We start from the raw sequence: 26,170 nt of genomic DNA on the forward strand, positions 1-26,170 counted from the left end.
ATGCCGCCGGACAGCTTCCCCGCGGCAGCTCTTGAGGCAGAGCGGGACTGGGTCTCTTTCGCGGTTCGGCCGCCCACTCAAGGCCGGAGTCGCTAGCGTCGGAAAATGGAGAACCAACCTCCCAACGCACCAGATGAGAAAGCTCCGTTGGATCTCACGATCCGCCTCGACGGCAAGACCGCAGCGACGGTCCGCCGTGTCGCCACCATGAAGGAACTGCCGCCCGAACAGATCGTGACCGAGTGCGTCCGCGACGAACTCGGCCACAAGTTGTACGACGGGATGTACGCGAACGCCGCCGAATACGCTGCTGGCCTCGGCGGGCTGGCCCGGCAACTCGCGGAGGTAGTCCGTGACCTTGGGGCGCTCCCCTCCCGGGACGCCGCGAAGATCGTGGCTTCGGTGGACGCCGCCAAGCTGTGCTCCCTGCCCGATGAACTGGGTGAGCGCATCCTCCAGCAGCTCACCACCCTCTGGGAGGGGCGGATCACGGAGTACGGCAAGCGCAGCGACGGAACCGTTGGGCCGGTCGAGGATACGGACCTGGGTGTGCGGGTCACGCCCGCGCAATGGGATGCCTGTGCGCGTATTGGCGCTCCCGACAGTCTGGCTGCCGGGGCTCGGAAAGCCCTGGCAGCCGGGATCGAGGCCCTGGACGGACGCTGAGAGACGAAAGACCCCCGCCGGCCAGCGACGTCATGAGGACTACGTGCTCAATCTTCAGGTCGGTCTCCCGAGGAGCATCAACTGTGAGCACCCCGAACTCCATGGTGCCTGCCGTGACCGGCACTGCGATGACGGATCGGTACTTGGTGCTGAACTGGTCGACCTTGCTGACGAGGCCGGTTCCAGTGCCGACGTGGTACGCCTTCCTTGGCTCCAGGATGTCGTGCAGAAAGTGACTCCCGGCTGCTCCATCGACCTTCCCCCGCGGCCCCGGAGGGTCGCCGGCCCAGTCTTCGAGTGTGAACTCGTGTTGTGCTCGGTTGGTCAGGCGGTAGAACGAGCATCGGGCGGTAGGGAGACCTGACCCCTGCCGCAGCTCCGCAGTCAGCACGGAGGCACCGATGAGTACCGTCTTGCGGATGAGCGTGGAGTGCGCGACCTGAGCTGTCTGCAGTGCTGGGGGAACCGGCACACCCGAGCCGGCGAAGGTAGAGGCGTATTCCTGCGCGAGCTTTCCAAGAGCTTCCGAGATCGGAGCCAAGGTCTGGTTGTACGTGACGCCCAGTGCTCGGGCCGCGCGCCCTACCTCTTGCCGAGCGCGTTCCTTCTCCCTCTCGTTGAGGGCTGTGTCAGCGGCTGTGACGAGAACGACGGCCAGGGCAGCGATCGCCCCCGCCCACAGCATCGTCTCCCTGTCCTTGTAGTCGTCCTCGCCCGCCAGGACGGAAGCTGCGAAGACGACCGCAGCCAGGACGCTGGAACAGGTAAGGAGAAAGACTTTGATCCAGTACTTGCGAAGCCAGTCCATCTACTCCGTCATCTCAACAGCGGCTTGGGGTAAACGATTTGGCGTACGGGGCCGCCGCCTCGACTAAACGGACGGGTGGGAGCCGCAGTTAGTTCCTGAGTGAACGCTGGCTGGGGTGCGCCAGTAGACCGAAACATCACTGGGCGGGCGCGAGCTCACGGACTGTCCTGAACGGCTCCCGCCAAGCTCGGGGAGCGGCCCGCCCCTCTCGATGATGGAGAGGAAACCGCTGCCGTGCAGCATGCCCGGGAGCGGAGGGCCTCTCCGAGCACCCCACGAGGCATGAACGGGTGGCACAGCACACGCTGTGCCACCCGTTGTCCTGTGCGGACTCTGTGGTGGTCCGCTGAGGTCAGTCCGTGAGGCTTTTGCGGCGAACACGCAGGGAGTACGTCTTTCTTCCCCCAGGTGCACCGCTGCTGCCCCAGCCACCGCTCGTGGCCACGTCCCACCCCCGCTGCTCCTTCATCTGGGCGGCGAAGGCGCGCAGATCGTGAATCTCGCGTCCGCAGTTCAGCGTGACGCTGACACTGAGGTAGGGGCTTCGAGGGCTGCTCTTCCCATAGGGGTTCGGCTCCCATCGCACATCGTGGACGTGCTCCTTGAGACCGGTGCGCTCCTCGTCGTGCTCGATTCCGTGGGCCTTCGCGTACTCGTCAAGGTCGTCGATCACGAACAAGTGGCTCGACCACTCGCCGGGCCAGACTGCGAACAAGCGGGACTTGCCGACAACGGCCCGCTCATACGCGGCGCGGTCGTCTCCGTGCGTCACCGTTCCGTCCTCGTGGACCTCGATGTAGCACGTGGTACGTGCGGTGTAGGGGAAGTCCTTCCCTGCCTCCGCGGCACTCCTCGGTTCCAACCGGTCCTCCGGGTGTACGCGGTTCCATGTGGCCGTTCAGTCAACACTCCCCGTGACGTCCTACGTAGGGAAATCGGCGGAAGCTGGCTTGGCGAGGCGTGCGGGATGGCTGGAGACGGGGGCGGCGCCTTGCTCCCACGTGCCGCCCGTTCTCCCCAGATTCTCCCCAGAGGGCTCGACAGGGCCTATAGAGCCATTCGCGCATGTAAAGTCGATCAAGGTCTGCAACTCGCCCGCTACAGCCAATCCCGCCGCTTGAAAACGAAGTACAGGCTGACACACACCACGCCCATCAGCAGGATCGCGAACGGGTACCCAAAGGCCCACCCAAGCTCCGGCATCCGGTCGAAATTCATCCCGTAAATCGTTCCCACCAACGTGGGAGCAAACAAGATCGCCGCCCACGACGAGATCTTCTTGATCTCCTCGTTCTGCTGGAAGCCCGCCTCCGCCAGCGCCCTCATCTCCGCGTTCTGCTCCTGCGTCACCAGCGTCGCGTTGACCGTCAGGATGTCGGCGAGGGCCTGGCGGAAGCCGTCGACGCGTTCGCTGGTGTGGGTGACGTGGTCGGCCACGTCGCGGAGGTAGCGCTGGAGTTCCTCGTCCGTGCGGTACTTCGCGAAGCCTGCCATCAGGGCGTGCAGCATGCCGACCAGGGGGCGGGTCGCGCGTTGGAACTCGACCATTTCGCGGGAGAGTTCGTAGATGCGGCGTGAGACTTCCGGGTCGCCGCTGAAGACCTCGGTCTCGATCTCGTCGATGTCGTTCTGGACGCCGGAGACGACGGGGGCGTAGCCGTCGACCACCGCGTCGAGGATCGCGTAGAGGACTGCCTCCGGGCCCAGTTTGAGGAGGTCGGGCGTCTCCTCCATGCGGCGGCGGACCGCCGAGAGGTCAGGGGCCGCGCCGTGGCGGACCGTGATCACGAAGTCCGGGCCCACGAAGACGTGCAGCTCGCCGAAGTCCACCTCCTCCGGGGCGTCCAGGTAGCGGGCCGCCCGCAGGACCACGAAGAGCGTCTCGCCGTAGCGTTCCAGCTTCGGGCGCTGGTGGGCCTCCATCGCGTCCTCGACCGCCAGCTCGTGCAGGTCGAACTCCGCTGCCAGGGAGAGGAGTTCGGTCTCCGTGGGGCGGGCCAGGCCGATCCACGCCATGCCGTGCGGCTCCTCGCGCAGCTCGCGGTACGTGTCCGCGAGCGAGTCCGGCGAGGAGACCCGTACGCCGTCGCGGTAGAGCGCCGCGTGCACGATGCTGCCCGGCTGGGGAGTGGGCGGGGGAGTGGGCGGGGGCGGGGTGTGCGGTGTGCGGTCGGGGGCGCGGCCCGTCGTGGACGGCTTCGCCAGGGACGCGGCGCGTCGCCACGCGTGCTTCTTCGACCCCGGTGCGGGGCGGCGTGCGCGGCGTTCTGGCATGAGGGCTGACCTCCCGGTCGGGGATTTCCTCGGCGCGTTCGCGTCAGTTCGCGGTGGTTCGGCGGATGCCGTGAAGGATAGCCGTGCAGGACATACGTCCCAAAAGTTGGGAGATGACCCCTCGGGGTTGGGGGTGCTTCCTTGTCCCGTGGGCCGTGGGCCGAATTGCGGACCGTGGCTGTCCTCGACTCTCGCTACCGTTCCGGCATGACCAAGACGACCGGTGCCCCCGTCCTCAGCACCCGCGCCCTCAACCGCGCCACCCTCGACCGGCAGCTCCTGCTGCGGCGGGCGCCTGTCGGAGAGGTGTCCGTCAGCGGCGCCGTCGAACGTCTCGTCGGGCTTCAGGCGCAGGAGGTGAAGCCGCCCTACTTCGCGCTGGCCGCTCGGCTTGAGGGGTTTGATCCCGAGGGTCTCGCCGGGCTCCTCGAACGGCGCGAGCTCGTGCGCATCGTCACCCTGCGCTCCACCATCCACCTCCACACCGCCGTCGACGCCCTCGGTGTGCGGCCGCTCGTGCAGGTGGCCCGTCGGCGGGAGCTGAACGCGTTTCGGAAGGGGCTCGTCGGAGTCGACCTTGATGAACTCGCCGTGCTGGCCAGGGGGCTTGTGGAGGAAGAGCCGCGCACCATGAAGCAGTTGCGTGAGGAGTTGTCCCAGAAGTGGCCGGACGGCGATCCGCAGTCCCTCGCCGTGGCCGCCCGCTGCCTGCTGCCCCTCGTGCAGGTCACGCCGCGCGGGCTGTGGCGGCGCAGCGGGCAGGTCGCGCTCACCACCGTCGAGAAGTGGGTGGGGCGAGGAGCGGTCGAGGAGAGCGCGGGCATGACTGGCCTCGGCGGCCTCGATGGCCTCCACGAGCTCGTTCTGCGCTATCTGCGTGCCTTCGGGCCCGCCTCCGTCAAGGACTTCCAGACCTGGGCCGGTCTCACCCGCACCCGGGACGCCTTCGAAGGGCTGCGGCCCCGGCTGCGAACCTTCCGGAGCGAGGCGGGAGTTGAGCTGTTCGATCTGGCTGATGCGGTGCTGCCCGATCAGGACACCCCTGCGCCGGTCCGCCTCCTGCCCGAGTTCGACAACCTGCTGCTCTCGCACGCCGACCGGACCCGTGTCATCCCGGCCGCGTATTGGGGGCGCAGCTGGAAGGGGAACATCGCCTACCGGACCCTTCTGGTGGACGGGTTCCTCGCCGGGGTGTGGGCCCTTGAGGAGGGGAGGGAAGGGGGTGATGTGCTCACCGTTCAGCCCTTCGGAACGCTGACCCGGGCCCAGCGCGGCGAAGTCCAGGCCGAGGCCGCCCGCACTCTCGATGTGCTCGGGGCCTCCTCCTCGTACGACATTCGCTTCGGCACGGTCGTGCCGGAGTAGGGGGCAGGCCAGCCTGGTGGTCCCAACACCAGGTCAGCCACGCACTCCCCGGCCGGCCAGAGGCCCCCTCACGATGAGCGCATGAATCGACTGGAACGACCTGAACGACTGGAACGACTGGAACGACGCAGCACCCTGATCACCGGTGCCACCCAGGGCCTCGGCCGTGCCCTCGCCCTCGATCTCGCCGGGCGCGGGCACACCCTCCTCCTGCACGGCCGGGACCAAGGGCGCCTGGACGCCGCCGTGGCCGAGATCGGGGACGCCTTCCCGGGCGCCGAGGTCCGCACCTACCTCGCGGATCTCGCCGACCTCGACCAGGTGCACGCCCTCGCCGACCGGATCCGGGCCGCCGAACCGCGGCTCGACGGAGTCATCCACAACGCCGTCGCGGGCGGCGGCGCCGAGCCGCTACGCCGCGAGGTGAGCGCGCAGGGGCATGAACTGCGGTTCGCCGTCAATCACTTGGCGCCCTATGCCCTGACCCGGGGGCTGCTGCCGCTGCTCACCGCCTCGGCGCCCGCGCGCGTCGTCAACGTCGCCTCGATCGGGCAGGAGGCCATCGACTTCGATGATGTGATGCTGGAGCAGGGGTATGAAGGGTTGCGCGCCTATTGCCGGAGCAAGCTCGCCTTGATCATGGCTACGTTCGAGATGGCCGCCGAGCTCGAGGGCAGTGGTGTCGCCGTCAACACGCTCCACCCCGCGCACTTGATGGACACCAACGGTGTCCGTGAGTACGGGCTGACGCCGGCCGTCGGTGTCGATGAAGGGGTGCGGCCCACGGTGCGGCTGCTCGTCGATCCCGAGCTGGAGGGGGTCACCGGTCGCTACTTCGATCAGTTCACCGACGTACGGGCCCATGAGCAGGCGTACGACGGGGAGGCGCGGGCCCGGCTCATGGAGCTGACCCGGGACCTGGCCGGTCGGCCTTAGTCGGCCCTAGTCCGCGCGGCCCGTCGCCGCCACCGTCACCCCGAGCCCGATCATCGTGAACCCGCCCGCACCGCCGATCATCGACAGTCGGCGGTCGGAGCGGGCGAACCAGGTGCGGGCCGCCGATGCCGTCAGGCCCCACAGGGTGTCCGTGACCAGGCCGATGCTGATCGGAACCAGGCCCAACAGCAGCATCTGGAGCGGGAGTTGGCCCGCGCCGTGGTCCACGAACTGGGGCAGGACCGCGGCGAAGAACACGATGCCCTTCGGGTTGGTCAGGCCCACCAGGACGCCGTCGAGGACGGTGCGGAGGTCGCCGCGGGCCGGGCCCGTCGGCGCCGCCCCGATCGCGGACGCCTTCATGTCCTTGCGGTGCCGGAACGCCTGGACGCCCAGCAGGACGAGGTAGGCCGCGCCCGCCAGCTTCACCGCCATGAACACCGCCACGGAACGCTCCACGGCCGCGCCGACGCCGAACGCGACGGCCACGACCAGCAGATACGAGCCGAAGACATTGCCGAGCGCCGTCGCCACCGCCGTGCGGCGGCCGTGTGCCAGGGCCCGGCCGATCACGAAGAGCACGCTCGGTCCTGGAATCACGATGACCAGCAGTGACATCGCGGCGAAGGCCAGGAATCGGTCGGTGGACACCATGTCGTTCTTCCCCCCGTTCGGCTGGGTGCCGAGTGCTGTGTGCCGTGTGCCATGTGTCCGCCCATGGAATCAGGTCGGCTCGGGCCGGGGGAAGCGGCCGCCCGCGCCGAAGCGCGTCGCCGGGCCTACGAACGCACCAGGCGCGCGGCAGCGTCGACCTCCTTCCGAAAGATACCCACACGCGGTAGGGGTGTCTTGATGTCGTGAACCGCTACCTCTCCAGGTGACCCACCGGGACCTCGATGCGGCGGTCGATGCGGTCCTCCGCCCAGGTCCGGGTGTCGATCAGCCACCAGCGGTCGATCTCCACCAGGTACAGGCGGTGCGGTGCGGGGTGCTGCAGGAGCGACGACGGCAGTTGCCACTCGGCTCGCCGGCGCGGGTCCGGGAACACGGTCGCGTAGAAGTCCTCGTAGTACGTGGCCAGTCGGTCGGGTGGGATCTCCGTGCAGCGGCCGGTGAACTGGGCGCCGTCGATCGAGGTGAAGTCCACCGTCGTGTCTGTGGTGTTGGTGCCGTCGGTGCGGAAGAGTGAGCCGCTCACCTGGGGACGGGCCCATACGTCGTGGCTGTGCCGGGAATCGGTCGCCGAGCCGAAGACGAGGCGCAGCGGGTCGGCGAACCAGGCGTACTCCAGGGTGGCGGCCCAGGGCTCTCCCTGTTCGGACGCCGTGGCCAGGTGCACGTAGCGGGCGGTGTCCAGGAGGTGGCGGGACCTCTTGAGCAGATCGTCGTCGGCCGTCATCGTGCGGACCCTTCGCCTTCGCCTTCACCGTCTACGTCGCCGTCGTGGCCCAGGTGGACGGGCAGGGCGGCGATGTCGTTGCCGATGAAGGTCTGGCCGGGCTCGACGTCCTCCGGTGCGACGGCCAGGGCGAGTTGGGGGAAGGCGTCGAAGAGGGCGGGCAGGGCCACCCTGGCCTCCAGCCGGGCGAGGTGTGAGCCGGGGCAGAAGTGGGGGCCGAGTCCGAAGGCCAGGTGGTCCTTGTCGGCGCGGTCGATGTCGAAGGTCTCGGGGTTCTCGTGCACGCCCGGGTCCCGGCCGTGGGCGCCGTAGCAGATCAGGATCGCGTCGCCGGTGCGGATCACCACGCCTTCGCCGAGGTCGATGTCCTCCGTCGCCCAGCGCATCGGCAGGTGCATGACCGGACAGCGGACGCGCAGGGACTCCTCGATCGCGTCGTTCCACCGGTCGGGGGCGGCGCGCAGGAGGGCGAGCTGGTCGGGGTGGGCGAGGAGTTCGCGGACCGTGTGGTCGATGAGGTTGATGGTGGTCTGGCTTCCCCCGCCGATCATCAGCAGCAGGGTCGAGATCAACTCATGGCTGGTCAGGGGGGTTTCGCCGGTGGCGCGTGCCGCTATCAGGAAGCTGGTGAGGTCGTCTCCCGGTGTCGTCTGCTTGGTGACGATCAGTCGGCGCATCGCCGCTTCGAGGTCCTGGTAGACGGCGACGGACTCCTCTTCGGGTACGTCGGTCGTGGCGACGACGCGGAAGGCGCGCAGCACCTCGGGCCGCTGGTCGTCCGGTACGCCGAAGAGATCGCAGATCACCCGCGTGGGGACCTGGTAGGAGAACTCCCGGTGCAGATCTAGCGGTTGGCCGCCGCCGTGGGCCCTGAGTCCGGCGAGGAGGTCGGCGACGATCTCCTCTACCTGGACCCGGAGCTTCTCCACGCGGCGGGGCGTGAACGCCGGAGTGATCAGCTTCCGGAGCCGTGCGTGGGCGCTGCCGTCCGTGGTGGCCATGGAGTCCACGTCGACCCACGGGGCCAGCCAGGGCACGGAGCCGGGGACGTAGCTCGGCACCGTCTCCTTGAGGTTGCGGGAGACGCCCGGGTGCGTCAGGAGCATCCTCACCACGTCGCCCCGGGACACGGACCAGGCGCCGACGCCCTCGGGCAGCTCCACCGGGACGGCCGGTCCCGACTCCCGTAGCCGTGTGACCTGTTCGTACATGCAGGTGCCGCCGACGCTCTTGATCGCCTCGGTGGTGTCCGTGCTGAAGTCGATCATTCTGTGCCTCCTGATGTGTGCCGCGTGCGAGAGGGGTGCCGCATGCGAGGTGGGCGCCGAACGCGGCGGCCGGTGCGGTCCGAGAGCCGGCCGGCCGGCCGCCGCGTTCGGTCCGGTGGGGACCCGTGGCTACTTCGAGGCGGCCTCTGTGACCTCGGCCGTGGCCGGCTCGGGGCCCGGCTCCGCCGGGGCGGCCGAGCCGGTCGGGGGGACGTGGCGGAGCGTGATCGCGGCGATGAGCGCGCCGGCCGCGGCGATCGCGGCGGCGATGCCCGCGCCGACGTTGAGCCCGTGCGCGAAGGCGTCCTTCGTCACGGTCAGCAGGGGGTCGGCGAGGCGGTCGGGGAGGTTCTGCGCCGCGGCGACCGCGCCGGAGAGGTTCTCGTCCGCCGCCGCCCTGGCCTCCGGGGGCAGGCCCTCGGGCAGCTTGCTCTCCAGGCCGTCGCTGTACACGGCCGTGCCGATCGTGCCGACGACCGCGACGCCCAGGGAGATGCCCAGGTCGTTGACGGTCGAGGCCAGGCCGCCCGCGGCACCCGCCTTCTCCGGCGGGACCGAACCCACCACCAGGTCGGTGGTGAGCGCCATGGACGGGGACACCGCCGGGTAGAGGACGACGAACCCCGCGATGACGAGCGGCAGTCCGGTCGTGCTCTCGATCTGTGTGAACAGCAGGTAGCCGACGACCTGTACGGCGAGGCCGGTGGCGATGACGTAGCCCGGTCGGACGCGGCGCGCGATGACGGGCGACAGGGTGGCGACGACGATCAGGACGAGGGCCGCGGGCAGGATGGCGAACCCGGTCCTGAGCGGCGACAGGTCCTTCACCTGCTGCAGGAACTGGGTGAACATCAGGTAGACCCCGCCGAGCCCGGTCGCGGCCAGGACGAAGACGCCGAGCGCGCCGCCGACGGTCCGGTTGACGAAGAGGCGCACGTCCAACAGGGGTGCCGGGGACCGCAGTTGACGGATGACGAACCAGACCCCGAAGGCCAGGCCGACCACCACCGCGGCGATCGAGCGCGCCGTCTCGTCCTCGGTGGCGAACGACTTGATCCCGTAGACGAACGGCAGCAGGGTCAGGACCAGGAGCAGGGCGCTGAACAGGTCCAGCTTGTTGTTCTGGGACGCCTGGTGGCGGGGGAGGAGCAGCGGTCCGCCGATCACCACGACCGCCATCACCGGGACCGCGACGAGGAACGTGGCCCGCCACGAGAAGGCTTCGAGGAGCAGGCCGGCGAGCAGCGGTCCGAGCGCGACCCCGCCGGAGATCGCGGCGGCCCAGACGCCGATGGCGACGCCGCGCTGCTTCGCGTCCTGGAACATCGAGAAGATCAGGCCGAGCGTCGCGGGCATCTGCATGGCGGCCGCGATGCCGAGGACGGCGCGCCAGACGATCATCATGACCGGCGAGTCCGTCATGGCGGCCACCACGGAGAAGACGCCGAACAGGGCCGCCCCTGTCACCAGCAGATTCCGGTGTCCGTAGCGGTCGGCCACGGTCCCCATCAGGACGAGCAGGCTCGCCATGAGGAACCCGTAGATGTCCAGGATCCACAGGATCTCGGTGCCGCTGGGCTCCAGGTCGGCGGCGAGGTAGGGGCTGGCCAGGAACAGGATGGTGAGCATCATGAACAGGAGCAGGGCCGGCAGGACCAACAGGCCCAGTGCTGTCCACTCCTTGCGGCCGGCGCGGGCCGGCGGTGGGCTTGCTGCCAAGGACATCGGCACTCCTCTTCTCGGGGGTATACCGCACACACCGTGTCACCGCGTATACCCCTACGGGGTAGGTGTATTGAACATAGGGGTGGGGGGTATACCGGTCAAGCGAACTGCCCCTACTTTCAGAGGTGTTGGCCTCGGTCGATGGCGAGGTTGCGGGCGAGGCAGTCCCAGAACTCGCCCTCCAGGGCGTGCACCGTCCGGGCGCACCGCACGGCGGCCGCCGGGTCGTCCCCGGCGGCGAGGCCGCTCGTGAGCGTCGCCGTCGCCCGGTCGAGCAGTGACTGCGGCGTCTCGGCGAAGAAGCGGAAGTGGGCCACGTCGGGCTCCTGGAACCCGTACCGGGACACCAGCGCGTCGGCCACCCGCGCGTAAGTCCCGCCGGATTCCCGCACGTTCGCGAGCAGCGCCAGGGCGACGTCGCTCTGTGCGCCGAAGAGCGCGGACCGCGCCAGATACGCCGGGTATGCCTGTGCCAGCGGCAGGGGTTCGTGGTCCTGGAGGTCCTGCTCGCTCAGGCCGAGTGCGCCCGCGAAGTCCACGAGGAGCCGCAGCGCCTCGCCCTCGCCGTCCGCCATGGCCAGATACAGATCCCCGGCGGGAGCGGCGGGGAAGCGGGCGGCGAGCAGCGCGAAGCTGCGGCGGTCGCTGCGCACGAGGTGGTACAGCTCCCCGGCGAGCCGGCCGAGCCCTTCCTTCGGGACCCGGCCCTCTTCGAGCGAGTCGACGTAGCGGTTGGGCCCGGCCTGCCCCGACAGCTGCCGCTGCGCCGAGTCGAGGACGTCGGTGACGGCATTCATGAGAACTCCTCACTGGTGCGCGGCGCCGGGCGGACCACCCGGTGGAGATCGGGCCCGGTGGCGGGTCCCGGCACGTACTCGGCGATCCACGGGCCGTCGGTGGAGGGGTCGACCACCCCGTCCTCCAGCCAGGTGCAGCCGCCCGCGAGGACGCGCCGCGCCAGGGCCCGGTCCCGCTCGTCGCTGTTGTTGTCGTCGATCCGGTCGAGGAGCTCCTCGACCCGGAGCCTGGACTGGTGGCAGAAGGCGTCGGCGAGTGCGGTCGCGGTGCCCTCGGCGTCGCCCCGCGCTCTCGCGCTGTCCTCGGCGTCGCCCCGCGCTCTCGCGCTGTCCTCGGCGTCGCCCCGCGCTCTCGCGGCGCCCTCGGCGCCGTCATGCGCTCGCGCGTAGGCGCACGTCACGCTCATCGCGTACAGCTCGGCGCCGATGTCGACGATGCGGCCCAGGTGCCGCTGGCGTTCGAGTTCGGCGGGCGGCCCGGCGGCGGCGAGGCCCAGCAGGCGGGCCAGCCGCCGGGCGGTCTGCTCGACATACGCCAAGTGGGCCGCAAGCACACTGCTTTCGGGTGCCGGGCCGGGCGGCGGCCCGGCTCGGCGGGCATCCTCCGAAGCCTCCGCCGACGAGCGGTGCGCCTCGATGAGGCCGTGGGCGATGAAGCCGCGCAGCGCCTCGCTGGAGCCGTCGAAGATGCGGCCCACCCGGACGTCGCGCAGCAACTGCTCGACCGGTACGCCCCGTTCGCCCCGGGCGGCCGCGGAGTCCGCCGTCTCGTATCCGCGCCCGCCCCGTATCTGCACGAGCTCGTCCGCGACGGCGCACGCCTTCTCGGTGGCGAAGAGCTTGGCGAGCTCCGCGTCCAGACGGGTGTCGGTGTCGGCCCGCTCCGCCCGTCGTCCGGTGACCTCGACCAGCGCCTCCAGGGCGAACGCCGTCGCCGCGATGAACGCCAACTTGCCCGCGACCGCCTCGTGTTCGCCGATGGGCCGGTCCCACTGGACGCGCACGGCGCTCCACTGCCGGGCCACCGACAGGCTCCACTTCGCCGCGGCCGCGGACACGGCCGGGAGCGAGAGCCGCCCGGTGTCCTGGGCGGCGAGAGCGACGTCGAGGCCCGCTCCCACCGCGCCGACCCGATGGTGCGCGGGCACCCGCACGCGGTGCAGCCGGATGCAGCCGTTCTCCAGGCCCCGCAGCCCGAGGAAGGAGCTGCGGTGCTCGACGGTCACGCCCGGCGAGCCGGCGTCGACGACGAACGCGGTCATCCCTCCGGCGCCGTCCGCCGAGGGGGCGACGAGGGCCAGCACGACCAGGAGGTCGGCGATGACGCCGTTCGTGATCCACGTCTTCACGCCGTCGAGGACGTAGCTGTCCGTGGCCGGGTCGTGGACGGCCGTGGTGCGCATGCGGTACGGGTCGTTGCCGATGTCGGCCTCGGTGAGGGCGAAGGCCGTGATCTCCCGGACGCACCGGGGGAGGAACGCGCGTTTCTGTTCCTCGGTCCCGAACAGGGCGACGGGCTGGGCGAGACCTATGGCCTGGTGTGCCGCGAGCAGTTCGCTCAGGGCCGGGTGCGTCGTGCTGGTGAGCATCAGGGCCCGGTGGTAGCAGCGCGAGGAGAGCCCGAGTCCGCCGTACCGCCGGGGGAGCTTGATGCTCAGGGCGCCGAGGTCCTTGAGCCCTTCGACGACGTGGTCGGGGATCCGGTCCGCCCGCTCGATCCCGGCGCTGTCGACTTCCTTCTCGCAGAAGTCCCTCAGCCGGGACAGGAAGCGTTCCTCCTCGTCGGGGAGGCGCCGCGGGTCGCCCGCGGGGAGGGTCAGGAGGTCGTGCCGCGCCCTGCCGAGGAACAGCTCGTCGGCGAACCCCGGCCGCTGTACGGGGAGTTGGTCCCCCTTCTGTTGTACGGGGAACTGGTCCCCCTTCCCGGCCGTCATGAGGCCACCGTGGGGACGGCCTGGATGACGGAGCTCGGACCGGCGTCGCGGTCGCCGACCGAGCGCACCGTGAAGCCCGTCTCCGCCAGCATCGCCCGGAACTCGCTCTCGGTCCGCTCGCGGCCGCCGGTCGTCACCATCATGTTGGCGTCGGTGAGGAACATGACCGGTGCGGAGGTGTCGGCGGTCTCGGGCAGGACGGTGCCGACGATCAGCAGCGTGGCCGAATCCGGCATGTGGGCGCGGCAGGTGCGCAGGATCGCGCGGGACTCCTCGTCGCCCCAGTCCTGGAAGACGCTCTTGATGAGGTAGAGGTCGCCGTCGCCCGGCACGGCCTTGAAGAAGTCGCCCGCCCGGACCTCGCACCGGTCGGTGAGCCCGGCCTTGCGCAGCGTGGCGGGGGCCTCCGCGACGCCGCTCGCACTGTCGAAGACGATGCCGCGCAGCCCGGGGCGGCTCCGCAGGATCGCGGTGAGCAGGGTGCCGTCGCCGCCCCCGAGGTCCACGACGGTGCCGGACCCGGGGAAGTCGTAGCCCGCGGCGAGCTGTGCGGCGGAGTGCCGGGACTCCTCGCTCATCGCCTCGTTGAACAGCGCGCTGGTCCGCGGGTGTTCGGCCAGATGCGCGTAGACCTCGGTCCCGTACGCGTGGTCGAAGGCGCGTTCGCCGGTGGTGACGGTGTGGAGCAGGCCCTGCCACGAGGTGAGGAAGAGCGGGTCGCTGAACATGCGGGCGAAGTTGGTCAGCGAGTCCGGGGAGTCGGACCGCAGTCGGGAGCCGACCGCGGTGAGCGCGAACGTGCCGGGCCGCGGCTCCGTCATGATCCCGCCGGAGACGAGGAGCCGGAGCAGGCGGCGCAGCGACGGCTCGTGCGTCCGCGTCCCGTCGGCGAGCTCGGCGCTGGTGCGGGAGCCGGACCCGATGAGGTCGGCGAGACCGAGCTCCGCGGCGACACCGATGGCCTGCGCGCTCATGTAGCCGCCGATCCGCTCGATGAGCGCCGCGCGCAGGTCCAGCGTCTCGTCAACGGGCGTGCTGTTGCGGGGAGTTGCTGTGCTGCTCATGCGGAGGTCTCCTTGTCGCTGAGGCTGCTGGTGAGGGGGTCGGTGAGGCGGTGTCTGACCCACACGTTGGGTTCGACGTACACCGCGTAGTCGTGTGCGAGGCTGACGGTCACGGGGGTGAGCGCTCCCGGCACGGTCACCTGGCCGTCGGTGTCCAGGGGGAGGCCGGTCCAGGCGCGCCACTCGGCGAGGCTCCCGGAGATGGTCATGGAGGCCGGACACACCTTCAGGACCTCGGCCCCGGCCCTGACATGGGTGCGCAGCCAGGGGTCCGCGGGCAGTCCGTCGGGCCGCCTGCGTGCCACGTACTCGTCCATCGGCAGCTCGGGGTGCTCGTGCTTGAGGCTGGGGCGGATCGGGCTGACGAGATCGCGGAAGCCCTGTCGGCGGGCGTGGTCGGAGAGGGCCCGCAGGGTGCGGGCGGACAGGTGCCGTGCCTGGTGGCCGGGGGCGACGGCGATCTCCAGCGCGCACAGCGCGGTGTGCCGACGGCGCGCGTACGTGTCGGTGAGGCACTGCCGCAGTGCCGCGTCCCAGCCCGTGTCGGGCAGGTGGTCCGGGTCACCGTCCCAGGCGATCCCCACCCCCGCGGCCCGGGCGATGACCTGTTGCTTGTCGTCTGCCCCCTCGTCGAGCACGACGAGTTGGTGCTCGGGGTGCCGGTCGAAGGCCCAGTCCACGAGGAGCGGGTCGGGGCGGATGTAGGCGGGCCACGACGACTCCATCGAGATCATGGCTTCTTCCAGGTCGGGCCGCTCGGCGAGGCTGACCACATGGAGATCCGTACGGGTGCTGGGCAAGGGGTGCCTCCCGGTCGGGTCGGGGCGGGTCACTGGGCGAGCCGGTCCGCGGGCAGCCGCCGCGTGTCGAGGGGCCGTTCGTCGGTGGGCACGGACAGCAGAGCGAGGTAGTGGGACCGGGGGACGGGGCGGGCGCCGAGGAGCCGCGCGTGCTCGCTCTCGCGCTGCACGTCGACCGCGGCTCCGCCCGCCTCGGCGAAGCGGCGGGTCAGGTCGGCCACCGCGGTCTTCCCCGCCCCGCTGCGGAGCGTGAACTGGGAGTCGGCGCTGAACACCGCGCCCACCCGGACGCCGAAGACCCCGCCGATCAGTTCGTCGCGGTCCCAGACCTCGACGCTGTGGGCGTGCCCCTGTGCGTGCAGCCGGGACAGGCCGTGCAGCAGGCCGTCGGTCAGCCAGCGCTGGGCCCGGCCGGCCCGGCAGCGCCGGACCACCTCGTCGAAGCAGGTGTCGGCCGTCGTCGTCCAGTCCGTCCGGTGGCGCAGCTGGCGGCGCAGGCTGCGCTGGATCCGGGCCTCGGTCACGCGGATCACCGGCCGGGGGTCGGGGGACCACCAGGTGACGGTGAAGGGGTCGTCGCCGGGGACGACGTGCACGCGGCCGGCCTCGACGTCTGCCTCGTAGGTCAGTTCATTGACGATCGTGGCTTCGACGGTGTCGGTCGGGAACGGGTACAGGCCGTGCCGGTAGGCGGTCAGGAGCGTGTGGGGTTCGAGGTCGCCGCCGAGGGCGACGGGCCGTGCGGCAGGGCCCGCGCCGACATCCAGAGATGCCCACGGCGACTCGGCCCGGTCCTGCGTCCGGATCATGTTCACCTCACAGGAAGTCGGTTCCGGGGTCGGTTCACAGGAAGGCGGCTCCACGGCCGGTTCACAGGAAGTCGACGGAGGTCAGGTAGTCGAGGTAGCGGTCGAGCAGGGCGCCGTCGACGGGCGGGATCTCGATGCCGCTGCCCCGCAGCGCGGCCGTCACGTTGTCCTGCGAGAAGGTGGGGAAGGTCGTCTCCAGATACATCTCGGCGACGCTCATGTCGCCGGTGGCGCAGCGGTCGATGAAGAGCGGCGCGAAGGGCGTCATGGGGTGGTCCGGCTCCGCCACGGCCGTGGCGACGATGCGCTCCAGCCACTGTTCCCAGGGGACTTCGCGGATCGTGTGGCCGCGCGCCCGAAGGCGTTCGGTGAGGAGCGAGACGTTCACCTTGCCGGGGTTGGTCAGGTGGTACACCTCGCCGGCGGGCACCCGGCTCGCGGCGATGTGCAGCAGGGCGGCCGCGTAGCGGTCCACCGGCGTGTAGTCCAGGGGGAGTTCGGCGATCGGCGCGGTGCCGGTGTCGACGATGAACCGCTTCATCGCGCACATCTCGGTCGCGGTGTTCCAGGCGCCGCTCGTCCGGTCGCCGGAGATGTCGGCGGCGCGGTAGACGGCGACGGGAAGCCCCTCGGCGGCCGCGTTCTGCAGGAGTGCCTCGGCGACCCACTTGCTCTCCACGTACCCGACGGAGAGGTGGTCGGCGTGGGCCAGGGGTGTCTCCTCGGTGACGTGCCGGACCCCGGCGGTGCCGAAGCCGGAGACGACCGCCATGGTGGAGACGTAGTGGACGGGGATGTTCCGGTGCCGGGCCGCGAGGCGGATGATCTCGCGGGTGCCCTCGACGTTCGTCGGGCGCATGTGGGAGTACGGGTAGATGAAGTTGACCAGACCGCCCGGGTGGTGGATGACGTCGACGATCCGGGAGTAGTGGTCGAACTCCGCCTCGGACAAGCCGAGTCGGGGCTTGTCCAGGTCTCCGGGGACCGCCGCGATCCGGCCGTCGGCCCAGTACTCCGCCAGCGGGTCGGCGTGCTCCGCCAGTGGGTCCGCGTGCTCCGCCCGTGGACCGGACAGGTAGCGGGCGGCGTTGGCCCTGATGCGCTCCTCCGCCTCCTCCGCGTCCGCGGCGCGCACCAGGCAGTGCACCGTGGCGCCGGTGGTCGCGAGGAGTTCGCGGAGCAGATGGATCCCGAGGAACCCGGTCGCGCCGGTGAGGAACACATGGGCGGGGTCGGCCCAGTCGGTGGTCGTCGGCCGCCGCTGGACGGGCACCCCGAGGACGGCGTCGGCCTCGAAGTCGGTGGGCGGAGTGCCGCCGGTGTCGAGGGTGCCGGACCGGGCCGACTCCACCGCCGAGGCGAAGCTGCGCAGGGTCGCGTCGTCGAGGAGGAGCCGGATGAGCGGGCGGACCTGGGTGATCAGGATGCCGAGCGAGGCCCGCACCTTGGCGAGCAGTTCGGCCGCCGCGATCGAATTGCCGCCGAGGTCGAAGAAGTTGTCGTCGGGCGCGACCGCCTCGACGTCGAGGACCTGGCACCACAGCCCGGCGACGGCGCGCTCGACCAGGGTGGCGGGCGCGGCGGTGCGGTCGGCCGCAGGGGCGGGGGCGGTGGCCCGCACCGGGTCGGGGAGTGCGGCGAGGTCGGCCTTGCCGTTCGCCGTCATCGGCATGGCGTCGAGGCGGACGAAGGCCGCGGGGACCATGAAGACGGGGAGCCGGCCGGTGATGAAGTCGCGCAACTCGCTTGTTTCGAGCCGGTCCTGGGTCCGGTTCGCCGTGTAGTAGGCGGCGACCTGCGACTCACCCTTGACGCTGTACGCCTTCACCGCGACGTCGTCGATGAGGGGGTGGGCCGAGAGCGTCGCCTCGATCTCGGCGGGCTCGACCCGGTAGCCGCGGATCTTGATCTGCCGGTCGGCCCGCCCGGTGATCTGGAGGTCGCCCTCCGCCGTCCAGCGGCCCAGGTCCCCTGTGCGGTAGAAGCGCCGCGCCTCACCCGCTTCCCCCGCAAGCGAGACGAAGCGGTCCTTGGCCGGGGTCTCTTCGGCGAGATAGCCCGGGGCGACGCCGGGGCCGCCGAGGTAGATCTCGCCGGGCGCCCCGGGCGCCCCGGGCGGCACCGGCCGCAGGTCCTGGTCGAGCACGCGGACGGTGGTGCCGGGCAGGGGGCGGCCGACGGGGGCGGGCCCCTCGGCGGGGAGCAGCTCCGGGGTGAGCTCCATGGTGCACGAGGTGATCGTCGTCTCGGTCAGTCCGTAGGCGTTGACGAGCCGGGAGTTCGGCATGAGCCGCAGCGCCGTACGGCAGTCGGCGGCGTGCACCGCGCTGCCGCCGACGATCGTGAGCCGGACCGGCAACTCGGCGGGGGAGCGCTCCAGTTCGGCGAGGAAGGCCCGCCAGTACGACGGGGTGAGGTCCATGACGGTGACGCCGAGCGCGGTGAGCCTGGCGGGCAGCTCGCTCGGGGCCCAGACGTCCTCGGGCAGGACGAGCGTCGCTCCGTTGAGGAGCGCGACCAGGATCTGCTCGATGGAGGTGTCGAAGGAGAGCGCGGCGAACTGCAGGACGCGGTCGCCGGGGCCGATGCCGTACCCCTCGTTGATGTGCTCGCAGAGGTAGTTGAGGGAGGCGTGCGGGATGGGGACGCCCTTGGGCGTGCCCGAAGACCCCGACGTGTAGACGATGTAGGCGGTGTCGGAGCCCTCGACCGTGACCTCGGGCGGGGCGGTGCGCGCTGCTGCGGTGCCGCCGTCCGCTGCTTCGCCGCCCGTCGTGCCGTCGTCCGTGGTGCCGCCGTCCGCCGCGAGGGTCGGCACCGGGAAGCCGGTGAAGCGGTGTGCGAGGTCGGGGCGGGTGACGACGGCCGCGCAGCGGGTCTCCTTGAGGTACGTGGCGATCCGGTCGTCCGGGGCGTCCGGCTCCACCGGCAGATAGACCGCCCCCGCCTTGAGGGTCGCGAGGAACGACACGATCAGGTCGACGGAGCGCCCGAGGTGCGTCATGACCACGGAGCCACGGGTGACTCCCAGGCTCCGGAGCCGGTGCGCGAGCAGGTTCGCGCGCTCGTCGAGTTCCGCGTAGTCGACGCGGTGGCCGTCGTGCTCCACCGCTGTCGCCGTGGGCTGTGCCGCGGCCACGGCCGCAAAGCGTTGGTGTGCGAACGGGTTCCCGGATATGTCCATGATTCTCTCGTTCCTTGCAGGTGTGGAGAATTCCGCGGGTCGCCAAAAGGGATTGCGGACGCGGTGAACCGCACTACGGAGAAGGGGTCGGCTCAAGGGGCCGGTTCAGGAATGCCGTCGAGGAAACCCCACGGGGGTACCCCATGTCAACGAGGGTCGACGGGCCCGCCGACCGGCGAAGCAGATTGTGGAGAATTTGTGGGTGGGGTGCCATGAGGCGGCAGTGAGCGAATTACTCAAAGGTGTGCCCTGTAGGCGCCGAATTCCCCGCGTGTCGCTCATCTGGCGCTCTTGCCAGGGTAATTGGCTCTGCTGAGGCGCAGCCTCATGGAGAGGCATGAGGAGAGCGGGTAATTCCGCATGTGGATTCTTTATGTGCTGTTCCGCGATGACCGCCCGGGAATTTCGGCGCGGCTCCGTCGGTTGAAGCCACCGCGAATCCTGTCTCGGGTAGGGGGTAGGGGTATGCCTCGTGCATTCCGGGACGATGCACTTGATCGTTTCCGGGGACTGTTCAGCGTCACCGCGCTAAGTTGCTGGGGTGACGCCGCGCCGCCGCGTACCGCGAGGGGGAGTTCCGGTGAGTGAACGCCAGGCCAGTGAAGCCCGTATGACGGAGCGTCAAGTGAGCGGACTCTCGTACGTCCACGGCACCAGCACCACACCCCTCCTCTCCGACACGATCGGACGCAATCTCGACCGGGCGATCGAGGCGTGGCCGGACCGCGACGCCCTGGTCGACGTGGCCTCCGGTGCGCGCTGGACCTATGCCGAGTTCGGCCCCGCCGTCGACGAGTTGGCGCGCGGGCTGATCGGGGCCGGGGTCGCCAAGGGGGACCGGGTCGGGATCTGGGCGGTCAACTGCCCGGAGTGGGTGCTCGTGCAGTACGCCACCGCGCGCATCGGCGCGATCATGGTGAACATCAACCCCGCCTACCGCGCCCATGAGTTGGCGTATGTGCTGAAGCAGTCCGGGATCTCACTGCTCGTCGCCTCGCTGGCGCACAAGGGCAGCGACTACCGGGCGCTGGTGGAGGAGGTGCGGGGGGACTGTCCCGCGCTGCGGGCCGTGCACTACATCGGGGACGAGGCGTCGTGGGGCGAGCTCGTGCGGGCGGGGGCCGACGTCGACGTGGCCGAACTGCGCCTCCGTGAGGGCGAGTTGAGCTGCGACGACGCCGTCAACATCCAGTACACCTCCGGGACCACCGGCTTCCCCAAGGGCGCCACGCTCTCCCACCACAACATCCTCAACAACGGCTACTGGGTGGGCCGCACCGTCGGCTACACCGAGCAGGACCGGGTCTGCCTCCCCGTGCCCTTCTACCACTGCTTCGGCATGGTCATGGGCAACCTCGGCGCCACCTCGCACGGGGCCTGCATCGTCATCCCCGCGCCGTCCTTCGACCCCGTCGCCACCCTGCACGCCGTCGAGCGGGAGCGCTGCACGTCCCTGTACGGGGTGCCGACGATGTTCATCGCCGAGCTGAACCTCGCCGACTTCGCGACGTACGACCTCTCCTCCCTGCGCACCGGGATCATGGCGGGCTCGCCGTGCCCGGTGGAGGTCATGAAGCGGGTGGTGGCCGAGATGCACATGGAGCAGGTCTCCATCTGCTACGGCATGACCGAGACCTCGCCGGTGTCGCTGCAGACGCGCAGGGACGACGACCTGGAGCGGCGCACCACGACGGTCGGGCGGGTGCTGCCGCACATCGAGGTGAAGGTCGTCGACCCGGCGAGCGGGCGCACGCTGCCGCGCGGCGAGTCCGGTGAGCTGTGCACGCGCGGCTACAGCGTGATGCTCGGCTACTGGGACGAGCCGGAGCGGACCGCGGAGGTCCTTGACGCGGGGCGGTGGATGCACACGGGGGACCTCGCGGTGATGCGCGAGGACGGGTACGTCCAGATCGTCGGGCGCATCAAGGACATGATCATCAGGGGCGGCGAGAACATCTACCCGCGCGAGGTGGAGGAGTTCCTCCACGGCCACCCGAAGATCGCCGACGTGCAGGTCGTGGGCGTCCCCGACGAGCGGTACGGGGAGGCCCCGCTGGCCTGCGTCATCCTGCGCGACCCGGAGAACCCGCTGACCCTCGCCGAGCTGCGGGAGTACTGCGCCGGGCAGTTGGCCCACTACAAGATCCCGTCCGGGCTGCGGATCCTGACCGAGTTCCCGATGACGGTCTCGGGCAAGGTGCGCAAGATCGAGCTCAGGGAGCGGTACGGGGCCTGACCTCCCCCGCATGCGGCGTCGCTACCCGCTCGTCCCGATCAGGTCGTCCGCCGCCCCGTTCACCGGCTGCGGCGTGCCCGTCAGGTCCAGGACGAAGAGGGGTACCCCCAGTTCGTCCGCGCGGTCGCGGGCGTCGTCCGCGTAGCCGGAGAGGGAGAAGCAGGCGCACTCCGCGTCCTGGGTGAGGCCGGTCAGCCAGACGCATTCGACGTCGCGCAGTGAGGCGGGGCGTACCGAGGGCTCGACCTGGGCGACGATGCCGCGCGCGCAGACCCGCACGCCGGACGGGGGCCGATGGCTGCCGCCGCTGATGTCCTGGAAGCCGAGCCAGCGCAGATAGAGGGCGACCGCCGTCACGGCGTCGCGGACCGAGCGGATCGTCATGGGCTCGAAGGCGGCGCGGGGCTTGGGGGAGAGGAACCGCTTCCGGGGCTCCGGCGACCCGGGGGAGCCGGTGGAACCGGGGGAGCCGGGGGAACCGGGGGGACCGGGGGCCTCCGCGGGCTTCGGCGGTTTCGGGGATTCGAGTCGTACGGGTATCCGCAGCACCGCTCCGCACCCGCACCCCAGCTCCGGCTGCGGCCACTGGTCCTTGCGGCCGCACGCCCCGCACCGCACCGTGACCCACTCGTCCGACCAGGACCGGTCGGTGACCGGGGCGATGACCGTGCCGCGGGCCATGGGCGGGGTGACGGGGGCGCCGCACGCGCAGGGGAAGGCCGGTGGTGCGTAGGTGTGCTCGCGGCCGCAGACCGGGCAGCGCACCGGGACGCCCTCGCCGGCGGCCGGGCCGGTTCCATCCATGGACCTGGACATGGGGTCATCGTCCACCAACGGGGTGGGGCGCGGCAGTGGGTTTGGCACAACAGACGGCTCTTGACGGTCTCCCTCGCGCCCCCTACATTGCTTCCATATAGCAGAACATAATTTCCACGATACGGAAGTCGCCGCGAAGGTGAGGCCCGGACCACGTGGAGCAGGAACGGAATTCACAAGCTCACCGCGGGGCGCGCCGGGAGCCGGAATCCGCAAGCCGAAGCAGGAGTACTCAATGGCTCGTATGACCGCTGCCGCCGCGGCAGTTGAGATCCTCAAGCGCGAGGGCGTCACCAACGCGTTCGGCGTGCCGGGCGCCGCCATCAACCCCTTCTACAAGGAGCTCAAGAACGTCGGGGGGATCGACCACACGCTGGCCCGCCACGTCGAGGGCGCCTCCCACATGGCCGAGGGCTACACCCGGGCCAACCCGGGGAACATCGGTGTCTGCATCGGTACGTCGGGTCCCGCCGGCACCGACATGATCACCGGTCTGTACTCCGCGATCGGCGACTCGATCCCGATCCTGTGCATCACGGGCCAGGCCCCGAGCCACCTGCTGCACAAGGAGGACTTCCAGGCCGTCGACATCGCCTCGATCGCCAAGCCGGTCTCCAAGATGGCCGTCACGGTCCTGGAGGCCGCGCAGGTCCCGGGCGTCTTCCAGCAGGCGTTCCACCTGATGCGCTCCGGCCGTCCGGGCCCGGTCCTGATCGACCTGCCCATCGACGTCCAGCAGACCGAGATCGAGTTCGACCCGGAGACGTACGAGCCGCTGCCGGTCTACAAGCCGACCGCGACCCGCGCCCAGATCGAGAAGGCGATCAAGTTCCTGGTCGAGGCCGAGCGCCCGCTGATCATCGCCGGTGGCGGCATCATCAACGCGGACGCCTCCGACCTGCTGGTCGAGTTCGCCGAGATCACCAACACCCCGGTCGTCCCGACCCTGATGGGCTGGGGCACCATCCCCGACGACCACGACCTGAACGCGGGCATGGTCGGTCAGCAGACCGGTCACCGCTACGGCAACGCCACGTTCCTGGAGTCGGATTTCGTCCTCGGCATCGGCAACCGCTGGGCCAACCGTCACACCGGCTACAAGCTGGACGTGTACACCAAGGACCGCAAGTTCGTGCACGTCGACATCGAGCCGACCCAGATCGGCAAGATCTTCGCGCCGGACTACGGCATCACCTCGGACGCCAAGGCCGCCCTGGAGCTGTTCGTCGAGGTCGCCAAGGAGCTGAAGGCCGCTGGTCAGCTGCCCGACCGCTCCGAGTGGGTCGCCTCGCACCTGGAGCGCAAGTCGACGCTGCAGCGCCGTACGCACTTCGACAACATCCCCATGAAGCCGCAGCGCGTCTACGAGGAGATGAACAAGGCGTTCGGCAAGGACACGCGTTACGTCACGACGATCGGCCTCTCCCAGATCGCGGGCGCGCAGATGCTGCACGTCTACAAGCCGCGCCACTGGATCAACTGCGGCCAGGCGGGCCCGCTGGGCTGGACCATCCCGGCCGCCCTCGGTGTCGCCAAGGCCGACCCGGACACCCAGGTCGTCGCGCTCTCCGGCGACTACGACTTCCAGTTCATGATCGAGGAGCTGGCGGTCGGTGCGCAGCACCGCATCCCGTACGTCCACGTCCTGGTGAACAACGCCTACCTGGGCCTGATCCGCCAGGCGCAGATCGGTCTGGACATCAACTTCCAGGTCAACCTGGAGTTCGAGAACCAGAACAGCCCCGAGCTGGGCGTCTACGGCGTCGACCACGTCAAGGTCGCCGAGGGCCTGGGCTGCAAGGCGATCCGCGTCACCGACCCGGCCGAGCTCGGCACCGCCCTGGAGCAGGCCAAGAAGCTGGCGCAGGAGTACCGCGTCCCGGTCGTCGTCGAGGCGATCCTGGAGCGCATCACCAACATCGCCATGAGCCCCACGGCCGACATCAGCGCGGTCAAGGAGTTCGAGGAGCTCGCCACGGAGCCGGGTCACGCCCCGACGGCGATCCGTCCGCTGAAGGTCTGAGCGAGGTCTCGGTGACGGTCTGAGTCGGACCCGCACCGGTCCGAGTCGGACCCGCAGCACAGAAGGGGCGGTCCACCCGAGCGGGGTGGACCGCCCCTTCTGCTTGTCAGGCGTCGGTCAGTACGGCACCTCGGCGCACCACGTCTCCGCCCAGGCCGAGGCCCCGTGGCTGTTGGCCGCGCGGACCGCGACGCAGATCTTGTCGCCCGAGTACGGGCCGTTGATCGTGTAGCTGGTGTTGCTGGTGGTGAGGATCGTGTCGACGTTCTTCTTCGTGTACTGGCTGCCCTTGTTGGTGTAGTGGATGTTGTACTTCGTCGCCCGGGGGATCGCGTCCCAGGTCACCCGGAGGGGCATGTCGCAGGCGCCCACGCAGCCGTGGACCCACTCAAGCTTGTAGGCCGTCAGGGCGGGCGGCTTGGAGCCGCTGGAGGAGCCGCCGGAGCCGGACGAGCCGCCCGAGCTGCCGCCGCTGTCCGAACCGGAGGAGCCGCCGGAGCCGGAGTCGGAACCGCCGCTGCCGGAGCCGTCGCCGACCGAGCCGGTGTCGCCGCCCCCGCCGGATGCGCTGCCGCCGCTGTCGCCGCCCTGCTTCCCCGAACCGCCCTCGCTCTCCTCGGAGTCCGGGTCGTCGTCCTTGCCCTTCTTGTCGTCCTTCTTCTTGTCGTCCTTGCCCTTGTCGGCGTCCCCGTCCTTCTTTTTCTTCTTGGAGGGGGAACTGCTGGGCGTGGCCGGCGAGTTGTCGGCGCCGGGCGTGGCGCTCTGGCTGTGGCCCGCGGGCTTGGCCTGCGCCCCGTCCCCGTCGTCCTTCCCGAAGGGCTGGAGCTGGAGCAGGGCCGCCGTTCCGCCGCCGATGGCGAGCACGGCGACGATGGGCAGGGCGATGAGGGTGCGGCGTCGGCGGGGGCGTCGTTCGGAGTCTCCGGCCGTGGTGGCACCGCGCGCCGCCACGACTGCGGCGGCGGCCGCCTCCGGGCCGCTCTCGTCGTCCTTGGGGCGCAGGCCCACCGTCGCCCGGTCCACGGGAGCCTCCCGTACGGGGGGCTCCTCCCGCAGCGGCGTCGCCTCCGCGTCCAGCAGCTGCGCGGACTGCTGCGCGAGGCGCGCGACGACCTTCGCGGGCAGCCAGGCGGCGCGCGTGGACGCGGGGCGCGGGCGCTCGTCGTCCGCCAACAGCTCGTCGACGCCGGGCCGTTCGTCGATGTCCTTCGTCAGGCACCGGGCGATGAACGCGCGCAGCGGGGCGTCCTTGATCCGAGTCAGATCGGGCTCGCCCTCCACGATCTGGAACATCACCGCGTGCTGGTTGCTGGCTCCCTGCCCGAACGGAAGCTGCCCGGTCGCCGCGTACGTCAGCACGCAGCCGAGCGTGAACACATCGCTCTTCACGCCCGCGCGCTCCCCGCGCACCTGCTCCGGCGACATGAACCCGGGCGAGCCGACGGCCATCCCCGTACTGGTCAGCAGGGACTCGACGGACGTCTCCATCGCCCGCGCGATCCCGAAGTCGATGACCTTCATGCCGTCCACGGTCAGCATCACGTTGGACGGCTTCAGGTCGCGGTGCACGATCCCGGCGCCGTGGATGTCCTTGAGCGCCTTCAGGAGCCCGTCGGAGAGCGCGTGCAGGGACTCGGCCGGGAGGGGGCCGTGGCGGCGTACGACCTGCTCCAGGGAGAGCCCGGGGACGTAGCCGGTGGCGACCCACGGCGGTGCGTCGGCCGGGCCCGCGTCGAGCACCGGCGCCGTGTACTGCTCCCCGACCCGCCGCGCCGCCTCGATCTCGCGCCGGAACCGCGCTCTGAACTGGGCGTCGGACACGTGCTCTTCGTGCACGACCTTCACGGCGACGGTCCGCCCGCTGTCCGAGCGCGCGAGGAACACGCGGCCCATGCCGCCGGCGCCGAGGCGTCCGAGCAGCAGATACGGCCCGATGCGCGCGGGGTCGCTCACCAGCAGCGGCTTGATGCCCCCGTCGATGAAGTCGTCCTGGTCGTCCTGGTCGTCCGCGTTCGTACCACTCATGATGCTGTGAATCCCCCGACTGCTCTGCTCTCGCCCGGTCA

At 70.4% G+C, this 26,170-nt stretch carries 20 protein-coding genes; 5 read left to right on the plus strand and 15 right to left on the minus strand.

What is annotated here, in order from left to right; all coding sequences use genetic code 11:
• The first annotated feature begins 105 nt into the window (after nucleotides 1-105).
• Nucleotides 106-666: a hypothetical protein gene (locus tag ACQB60_RS28630; RefSeq protein WP_496928970.1), complete on the plus strand. Its 561-nt coding sequence runs from the start codon at nucleotides 106-108 to the stop codon at nucleotides 664-666.
• Here ACQB60_RS28630 and ACQB60_RS28635 read toward each other — a convergent pair.
• From ACQB60_RS28635 to ACQB60_RS28645, 3 genes are all read right to left on the minus strand, one after another.
• Nucleotides 557-1,474 carry a hypothetical protein gene (locus tag ACQB60_RS28635; RefSeq protein WP_496928971.1) on the minus strand — a complete coding sequence of 306 codons (918 nt, stop codon included), beginning with the start codon at nucleotides 1,472-1,474 and terminating at the stop codon, nucleotides 557-559. The two genes, ACQB60_RS28630 and ACQB60_RS28635, sit on opposite strands and share 110 nt — an antisense overlap.
• 352 nt (nucleotides 1,475-1,826) lie before the next feature.
• Nucleotides 1,827-2,336: a hypothetical protein gene (locus ACQB60_RS28640; protein ID WP_496928972.1), complete on the minus strand. Its 510-nt coding sequence runs from the start codon at nucleotides 2,334-2,336 to the stop codon at nucleotides 1,827-1,829.
• A 236-nt stretch (nucleotides 2,337-2,572) separates the two neighbouring features.
• Nucleotides 2,573-3,748 carry a magnesium and cobalt transport protein CorA gene (locus ACQB60_RS28645; RefSeq protein WP_496928973.1) on the minus strand — a complete coding sequence of 392 codons (1,176 nt, stop codon included), beginning with the start codon at nucleotides 3,746-3,748 and terminating at the stop codon, nucleotides 2,573-2,575.
• A 207-nt stretch (nucleotides 3,749-3,955) separates the two neighbouring features.
• On the opposite strand from ACQB60_RS28645, the gene ACQB60_RS28650 reads away from it, so the two are divergent.
• Together ACQB60_RS28650 and ACQB60_RS28655 are read left to right on the plus strand one after the other, a co-directional pair.
• On the plus strand, nucleotides 3,956-5,113 hold the full coding sequence (locus ACQB60_RS28650; RefSeq protein ID WP_496928974.1) for a winged helix DNA-binding domain-containing protein: 1,158 nt from the start codon (nucleotides 3,956-3,958) through the stop codon (nucleotides 5,111-5,113).
• Between the two features lie 81 nt (nucleotides 5,114-5,194).
• Nucleotides 5,195-6,049, plus strand: a complete 855-nt coding sequence (locus ACQB60_RS28655; RefSeq protein WP_496928975.1) for an SDR family NAD(P)-dependent oxidoreductase — start codon at nucleotides 5,195-5,197, stop codon at nucleotides 6,047-6,049.
• Nucleotides 6,050-6,055: 6 nt separating this feature from the next.
• Here the strand turns inward: ACQB60_RS28655 and ACQB60_RS28660 are convergent, their stop codons facing one another.
• The 10 genes from ACQB60_RS28660 to ACQB60_RS28705 all read right to left on the minus strand — a co-directional run bounded on the left by ACQB60_RS28660 (nucleotide 6,056) and on the right by ACQB60_RS28705 (nucleotide 19,029).
• On the minus strand, nucleotides 6,056-6,703 hold the full coding sequence (locus ACQB60_RS28660; protein ID WP_496928976.1) for a LysE family translocator: 648 nt from the start codon (nucleotides 6,701-6,703) through the stop codon (nucleotides 6,056-6,058).
• Between the two features lie 211 nt (nucleotides 6,704-6,914).
• On the minus strand, nucleotides 6,915-7,448 hold the full coding sequence (locus ACQB60_RS28665) for a pyridoxamine 5'-phosphate oxidase family protein (RefSeq protein ID WP_496928977.1): 534 nt from the start codon (nucleotides 7,446-7,448) through the stop codon (nucleotides 6,915-6,917).
• A complete protein-coding gene (locus ACQB60_RS28670) occupies nucleotides 7,445-8,716 on the minus strand; it encodes a cytochrome P450 family protein (RefSeq protein ID WP_496928978.1) in 1,272 nt (423 codons plus the stop codon). The genes ACQB60_RS28665 and ACQB60_RS28670 overlap by 4 nt, the downstream gene beginning before the upstream one ends.
• 129 nt (nucleotides 8,717-8,845) lie before the next feature.
• Nucleotides 8,846-10,441, minus strand: coding sequence for an MFS transporter (locus ACQB60_RS28675; RefSeq protein WP_496928979.1), 1,596 nt, complete (start codon nucleotides 10,439-10,441; stop codon nucleotides 8,846-8,848).
• A 119-nt stretch (nucleotides 10,442-10,560) separates the two neighbouring features.
• The gene (locus ACQB60_RS28680; protein WP_496928980.1) at nucleotides 10,561-11,238 is read right to left on the minus strand and encodes a thiaminase II/PqqC family protein; all 678 of its coding nucleotides are present in this window, start codon (nucleotides 11,236-11,238) and stop codon (nucleotides 10,561-10,563) included.
• Nucleotides 11,235-13,172, minus strand: coding sequence for an acyl-CoA dehydrogenase family protein (locus ACQB60_RS28685; protein WP_496928981.1), 1,938 nt, complete (start codon nucleotides 13,170-13,172; stop codon nucleotides 11,235-11,237). The genes ACQB60_RS28680 and ACQB60_RS28685 overlap by 4 nt, the downstream gene beginning before the upstream one ends.
• Nucleotides 13,169-14,236 (minus strand): methyltransferase, encoded by a 1,068-nt coding sequence (locus ACQB60_RS28690; RefSeq protein ID WP_496928982.1) that lies wholly within the window; start codon nucleotides 14,234-14,236, stop codon nucleotides 13,169-13,171. Before ACQB60_RS28690 ends, ACQB60_RS28685 begins: the two co-directional genes overlap by 4 nt.
• The gene (locus tag ACQB60_RS28695) at nucleotides 14,233-15,036 is read right to left on the minus strand and encodes an N-acetyltransferase (RefSeq protein WP_496928983.1); all 804 of its coding nucleotides are present in this window, start codon (nucleotides 15,034-15,036) and stop codon (nucleotides 14,233-14,235) included. The genes ACQB60_RS28690 and ACQB60_RS28695 overlap by 4 nt, the downstream gene beginning before the upstream one ends.
• Nucleotides 15,037-15,065: 29 nt before the next feature.
• Entirely contained in the window at nucleotides 15,066-15,845 is a 780-nt protein-coding gene (locus ACQB60_RS28700; protein ID WP_496928984.1) for a leucyl/phenylalanyl-tRNA--protein transferase, read from the minus strand.
• Between the two features lie 61 nt (nucleotides 15,846-15,906).
• A complete protein-coding gene (locus tag ACQB60_RS28705) occupies nucleotides 15,907-19,029 on the minus strand; it encodes an amino acid adenylation domain-containing protein (RefSeq protein WP_496928985.1) in 3,123 nt (1,040 codons plus the stop codon).
• Nucleotides 19,030-19,654: 625 nt separating this feature from the next.
• Here ACQB60_RS28705 and ACQB60_RS28710 point away from each other — a divergent pair.
• Complete coding sequence (locus ACQB60_RS28710) at nucleotides 19,655-21,265, plus strand: AMP-binding protein (protein ID WP_496928986.1); 1,611 nt, start codon at nucleotides 19,655-19,657, stop codon at nucleotides 21,263-21,265.
• Between the two features lie 21 nt (nucleotides 21,266-21,286).
• Here ACQB60_RS28710 and ACQB60_RS28715 read toward each other — a convergent pair whose 3' ends face one another.
• Nucleotides 21,287-22,081, minus strand: a complete 795-nt coding sequence (locus ACQB60_RS28715) for a hypothetical protein (protein WP_496928987.1) — start codon at nucleotides 22,079-22,081, stop codon at nucleotides 21,287-21,289.
• Nucleotides 22,082-22,316: 235 nt separating this feature from the next.
• On the opposite strand from ACQB60_RS28715, the gene gcl reads away from it, so the two are divergent.
• Entirely contained in the window at nucleotides 22,317-24,104 is a 1,788-nt protein-coding gene (gcl, locus tag ACQB60_RS28720; protein WP_496928988.1) for a glyoxylate carboligase, read from the plus strand.
• A gap of 117 nt (nucleotides 24,105-24,221) precedes the next feature.
• Here gcl and ACQB60_RS28725 read toward each other — a convergent pair whose 3' ends face one another.
• The gene (locus ACQB60_RS28725; protein ID WP_496928989.1) at nucleotides 24,222-26,129 is read right to left on the minus strand and encodes a protein kinase domain-containing protein; all 1,908 of its coding nucleotides are present in this window, start codon (nucleotides 26,127-26,129) and stop codon (nucleotides 24,222-24,224) included.
• Nucleotides 26,130-26,170: the final 41 nt, after the last annotated feature.

This window comes from Streptomyces odontotermitis, from assembly GCF_050510915.1.
In the GTDB taxonomy this organism is placed as follows: Bacteria; Actinomycetota; Actinomycetes; order Streptomycetales; family Streptomycetaceae; genus Streptomyces.